Consider the following 5,635-nt stretch of genomic DNA (forward strand, 5'->3'; position numbering starts at 1 on the left):
TTCAGCTGCTGTAAATTGATTTTTGGTGTCATATGTGAGGGTTTTATCTTTGGAGTCAAACTTCGCTTTACCAGTTAATAAAGCGGCATCTTGAGAAGGTGTTCCTAAATAAGGTGTTTTTCTATAATCTTTTTTGGTATAATCGGAATCACCAAGGACAATTCCTTGGATGTCTTCTTCCACATCTTTTAGGGTTTCAGAATAGTCTACGTCTTTTTGGTTATAAACAATATACCCATTTTTCAATTCTGCTCCACCCCCGGCACCAGCCAATCTAGCATCTTGAGAGGGTGTCGCTAAGTATTTTTCTTTCACTTTGGTTGTGGTTGTTTTAGGTAGTTCCGTTCCCCTAAAACTGATAACGATTTCATCTGTATCATCGTTTTGGAGCACATATCCATGTAAGCCTGTATCGGAGTCTTTAATAGTTTCGATGTTTTCCCAAACTTGTATATGATAATCTGTTTCAATGAAAATCTTTCTTGGAATCTGTTTATAAGATTGCCTAGAAATTGTAGAAGCGGTGAGGTCTGTTATATTGTTATAATTTACCAAAATTGCGCCCTCCATATTTTGATACTAGTTAGGAAGTGAAACGAATGAAAAAACTCTTAATTCTAATATTTTTAACTGTTACAATTATACTATTGGGAGGTTGTTTTGTGAAATCAAATGAGGAAGATTTTAATAATAATACAATTCTCAAGGCGGAAAAAACTATAGAAAGTTATTTGAGTAACAATTTTAAAAATATCCATACAATAACTTTTAAAAAGAATGATTATAGTACTCCTATGGGTGGAATGGTGATTAGCGGTACAGTAAATAATAATGAAAAAGCAACTTTCTCCATTGATGTTGATTATGAAAATGATTTTAAAATTATTTCTAGCGCTGTAGGAAAAGAATTCCCTGAGAGAAAAGAGGAGTGCAAAGAAAAAACATGCGATTATTAAATTTGTAAAATTTATTGTTACTAATGTCGCTTTCTTGCACCTATAGTTTATAGTTTTTATAACATGATTTTCTCTTACCTTACAAAAATAACCCCGGCTTCCTCAAAAGGAACGGGGCCTATTTCTATTTGTTTCACTAAAAAAGAACTCCTTGTATGAGCTCTCGCACAATGCTCATCTTTTCCAAATGTGAACGGCACCTTTGCCAACACCTAGCCGATATACACACTATCGCATGTATTTGCCTGTGGTTCGTAATAACAATGTAACTTGTATTGACCAGCAAATGGTTGACCGTACCATGTAGGCGGGCATGGAGCATATGGATTAAAATACCATAGCGCATATTTGGAAGGATGCTCTCTCCAATGCTCCAATACTCTTCTGGCTAATTTCTTTTCTACACCTCTCGCTCTGTTGTAGAAAACATTACCTTTCTGCACAGCTTCAAAAGAGTAATTGCCTCCCTGTATTTGAAAAATTACGTCGTATATGGATCTTAAATCTTTAAAGTCTAAGCAATTAGCAACTAAACGATTTACAATGACGTTACCGACCATCAGCATCCCTAGCTGGCCTTCACCTTCCGCCTCTGCCCGCATCATCCTTGCCACTAAAGCCACATCACTATCTGTATATGCTACCCTTCCCATTTTTATCACCTCTAAAAATTATATGAGGAAATTTGGTAAAAATGATTGCTAATATCATTTTTTACATGGGCTTTGCTTGGTCTACTACATCAAAGTGATTGTATTTATTAGCTCCTTATTGGCATAGTCTTCATTCGGACAATATCAATTTTTCGCGGTAGGTTCAGGTTTTCAGACATCTTTGTAAAGCATACGTGTGCATTTCAATATCCGCTACAACCGTCAGCTTCTTGGTATAATACTGGGATATTACCCCACATAAATGGTAGATCGCTTTTTTGTTGTTTATAGAAGTACTTCATCCAACTAACTTAATCATGCAGCTTATTGCTCTTTAATAAAATAAAACCCTAGTCCATTTTCTTGTGATACATACCTTGATAAAGCTGATGAATTCTCTACACTACGTTGTTCTTCTGCTGTGATAACTATCTCAAGGTCTTTCCCTTCCATACTCTAATTTTCACGTAAATCTTGTTCCTCTACGGTTACAACTCTGGTTTTATCTTCACCACTCACGTCCGTTTGTGCTTTTGCTAATACATTTGTAAATACAATTGATAATACAAGGGCTCCTATTAATCCAAAAACTAAGCCTAATTTTCGTCCTCTAATCAAAAGGATAAAAAAGAAAGAAGGACAATCTCAGAAGAATTTAGACGCACCTTTCCGTAAACCTAGAAGTGAAATTATCAAATACATCGCACAAAACAAACCTGTTTTTCAAGACATTTATTTTTCATAGGCTTTATACCAATGATACGGTTGAATTTCTCCCAACGTTTTATATTCAATTCTTCCATGTGAATTTGTTACAGCCGCTTTTACATCTCTACCCCAATAAAAAAGACGTTCTTGACATACGCCACAAGGGGTTAATATTGTAAATTCAGCATTTTCATCTTCCCTTACCACACAAATTGTATGGGTAACCTTTGTATTACGTTTATGTGCTTCGAGGATAGCTCCCGTTTCTATACATAATTCCGTTGAAGCGTTAATAACATCCGGGGAAACACTGGTTAGTATATTCCCATCCTCCGTTAACATCGCAGCAGCACCTCCCCATCCAGAAGGATATCTATCCTTTATTAACGCAATTGCTGACTGATACAGTTTTTGCTCTATGTTCATATTTACCTCCTTCTATCCATTGAACAAAACATATATACGCATTAAATTACTTAACAAAGATGTGCCCATGAAATTATTCTAGCATCACTTTATAATACGAAATATTCTGTGTATTAAAATAAATAATGTCTTTAACAGTGATATTACATCTATTATTATTACTGCTTGTAGTATTTCCAAAAGTTAATACTTGTTTTACATCAATTATGATAAGATTCAAGTTCGTCACTAAGCAACTCTCCCAGATACACGTAGAACAAAACCGAAGTCTTATCTCTTTAAGTCCTTATTTTCAATAAACTGCTCAAAATCATCGTGCGTATTTTTATTTAAACGATGCTGGTTAAATGTTTCATACTCTTGAATGGCTAACTTATCAGCTACAGCCTTTGAGATCCTTCCTGCATTTTCAAGAATTTCACGCTCATTAAATTGAAGAAAGGCATTAAGTTTATCAATCCAATCGTTCATATGCATTGGCTGTTGTCTTTCCACTTGATCTTCAGCATAATCTAAGTACATTGTAACAATACGATTGAGTGATTTAAGTTTCTTTTCCGTTAAGTAATTTTTAGCAACTGTTACATCTGTTTTTCTTACCTTATCGCCTTTCCATGCAGTAAGACCCATATTCTCTTTCTCGGCCTTCGCTCTATCTACTATAAGTTCAGCCGCTGTTTGACCATGAATTGCAAAATGTAGTTTATTTTGAACAGTTGCGAAAAATTCTTGTGTGACTTCTGCTTTTGGATCGTAGTCAATAGACGTCGCATAAACGTCTGTAATTTTTTGATAGAACCTTTTCTCGGAAGCACGGATATCACGAATTCGTTCTAGTAACTCATCGAAATAATCTTGCCCAAAATTACGCATTTCTTTCAAACGATCATCATCCATTGTAAACCCTTTAACAAGATACTCATTTAACCGCTCTGTTGCCCATTGGCGGAACTGTGTACCTCGGTGAGAACGAACTCTATATCCAATTGCAATAATCATTTCAAGGTTATAGTGTTTTGCTTTTCTTTTCACCTCCCTTCGCCCTTCACTTTGAACTTGTAAGTAATACTTACAAGTTACTTCTTGCTGTAATTCCCCTTCTTCGTAAATATTTTTTATGTGAAGTGTAATATTTTGAGGTGATGTTTGAAACAACTCCGCTATTCCCTTTTGGGTCATCCAAACTGTCTCATTCTCCAATCTAACATCTATTTTTGTGTTACCATCCTCTGTTTGATAGATTAGTATACTAGTTTCATTTTGCAATGTCATCACTCCTTTTTAAAAGAATCCCCGTTTATTATTTTTTTCTAAACATCTAGTTTGTGTACTATTATACCATTTTAAGTTGGATAACCAAACGAAAAACGAACGCACGTTTTCTTTGTTGTGATTTTATTTTCTGAATCCAAATGTACAACGCGTTAGTGAGAAATCCATCACTTACACGGATGCTTTCAAGAACAGGTTTATGGATAAGTATCTAAACTCCCACGACAAATTTTTATGGAGAGTGGATTTGATGAAGAAGTAATTGGCATAAAACGATCCGGTGGAAGAAAACTTATGAAACCAAAGGGTTAATAGGGCTTACTGATACAAAGAAAACAGAAGCTGGCAGAACCCTGAAACGGGAGCTTAATCCTTCTGAAGTGATCGTGAGACAAAATGCACGAGGATGAAGTAGATTATAAATCAGCCAAAACAAGAAAGGAATTAAAATGAAAAATCAATCATTACATGACTTACTGTAACAATTACCGTTATCAATGGAACTTAAAAAAAGAAGGCCCCTATTCGATATAGGAAGCTTCTTTTATTTGCATAAGCTCTTTTTTTATAAGTGCCCTTGACACAGATGCCAGTTTAATAGTTGCCCACTTAATCTTTCTCAGTAATATTTATTAATTGTTTAAAGAGCTTTACTCTCTAATAATTTATATCTCTTTATCTCTTTATTTCTTTATTGAAGGCTTCCATTAAATTTGTCGAATAGATACTCCGTCGAATAGAGGCAGGGAACTCATAAAATGTTAATAATTGTTCATTTTTTACAACTGCGTCAATGACACGTGGATATGTCTTTTCCCATTTGCTTTGAAACTGTTCTAACGCTTGCAGGGTTTCTTTTTTGTCTATGGCATGATAAACAGTTTTAAAGTCACCAAGTATCTCTGAACGGTTTTTGACACGAACCTTCTTAGCAATATTACGGGCAACATGGACACAGCACATCTGATGCTTTGCTTTGGGATAGACACGGTGAATGGCATCTGTCATGCCAGTTAAACCGTCTGAGACGAAGAGTAGAACGTCTTCAACACCGCGCTGATATAATTCCTGCATCCATTCTTCCCATATATGTGCGGATTCTGTTGGTGCAATAGTAAAATCTAATACTTCTTTTATGCCGTCTTCCGTGATCCCAATTGCAATATATACAGACTCTTTCTCTACAGTGTTACGACGAATAGGGATTTGAGTAGCATCTAAGTAAATGCATGCGTAACGCTTTTCTAATTTACGTTCATGAAATGCTTGTACATCTTCTGCTACCAATTTTGTTAAGTTAGACACGGTCTGTTTGGTGTAATGATGTCCGTACATTCGTTCGATTAGATGTGCGATTTCATCTGTTGTAATTCCCTTTTCATAAAGATGAATAACAAACTGTTCCAGCGTGTCGTTGGAACGCTTATATGGAGCCACTGTTTGTTGTTGAAATTCGCCGTTCCTATCCCTTGGTATACGAAGTTGTAGCTCACCGTACTCCGTCTTAAAAGTACGGTCATAAAATCTATTACGAGAGTTACCAGAATGAACTCCTTTGCGTTCATACGGTTCGTAATCCAGGAATACAGTTAATTCATGTTTTAGTAGTTGGTTAATAGC

Annotated in this window: 7 protein-coding genes and 1 pseudogene; 1 reads left to right on the forward strand and 7 read right to left on the reverse strand. The window is 35.6% G+C overall.

Annotated features, from left to right (window positions below):
• Nucleotides 1–555 (reverse strand): hypothetical protein (locus BUB45_RS19155; RefSeq protein ID WP_139300210.1); only part of this gene is annotated, 555 nt, incomplete at its 3' end.
• A 107-nt stretch (nucleotides 556–662) separates the two neighbouring features.
• Here BUB45_RS19155 and BUB45_RS19160 point away from each other — a divergent pair.
• Nucleotides 663–956 (forward strand): DUF1433 domain-containing protein, encoded by a 294-nt coding sequence (locus BUB45_RS19160; RefSeq protein WP_170861799.1) that lies wholly within the window; start codon nucleotides 663–665, stop codon nucleotides 954–956.
• Nucleotides 957–1,168: 212 nt separating this feature from the next.
• Here the strand turns inward: BUB45_RS19160 and BUB45_RS19165 are convergent, their stop codons facing one another.
• The 6 genes and pseudogenes from BUB45_RS19165 to BUB45_RS19180 all read right to left on the reverse strand — a co-directional run.
• The gene (locus BUB45_RS19165) at nucleotides 1,169–1,609 is read right to left on the reverse strand and encodes a cell wall hydrolase (RefSeq protein WP_073013476.1); all 441 of its coding nucleotides are present in this window, start codon (nucleotides 1,607–1,609) and stop codon (nucleotides 1,169–1,171) included.
• Nucleotides 1,610–1,933: 324 nt separating this feature from the next.
• Nucleotides 1,934–2,062, reverse strand: coding sequence for a hypothetical protein (locus BUB45_RS20705; RefSeq protein ID WP_280157628.1), 129 nt, complete (start codon nucleotides 2,060–2,062; stop codon nucleotides 1,934–1,936).
• A 3-nt stretch (nucleotides 2,063–2,065) separates the two neighbouring features.
• Complete coding sequence (locus BUB45_RS20310; protein WP_212590796.1) at nucleotides 2,066–2,227, reverse strand: hypothetical protein; 162 nt, start codon at nucleotides 2,225–2,227, stop codon at nucleotides 2,066–2,068.
• Nucleotides 2,228–2,341: 114 nt separating this feature from the next.
• On the reverse strand, nucleotides 2,342–2,743 hold the full coding sequence (locus BUB45_RS19170) for a cytidine deaminase (protein ID WP_073013478.1): 402 nt from the start codon (nucleotides 2,741–2,743) through the stop codon (nucleotides 2,342–2,344).
• Between the two features lie 270 nt (nucleotides 2,744–3,013).
• Nucleotides 3,014–4,009, reverse strand: a complete 996-nt coding sequence (locus BUB45_RS19175) for a virulence RhuM family protein (RefSeq protein WP_084723840.1) — start codon at nucleotides 4,007–4,009, stop codon at nucleotides 3,014–3,016.
• Nucleotides 4,010–4,693: 684 nt separating this feature from the next.
• Nucleotides 4,694–5,635: pseudogene (locus BUB45_RS19180) on the reverse strand (IS256 family transposase); the annotation flags it as partial.

The sequence above is a fragment of the Virgibacillus chiguensis genome, from assembly GCF_900129865.1.
Lineage (GTDB): Bacteria > Bacillota > Bacilli > Bacillales > Amphibacillaceae > Virgibacillus > Virgibacillus chiguensis.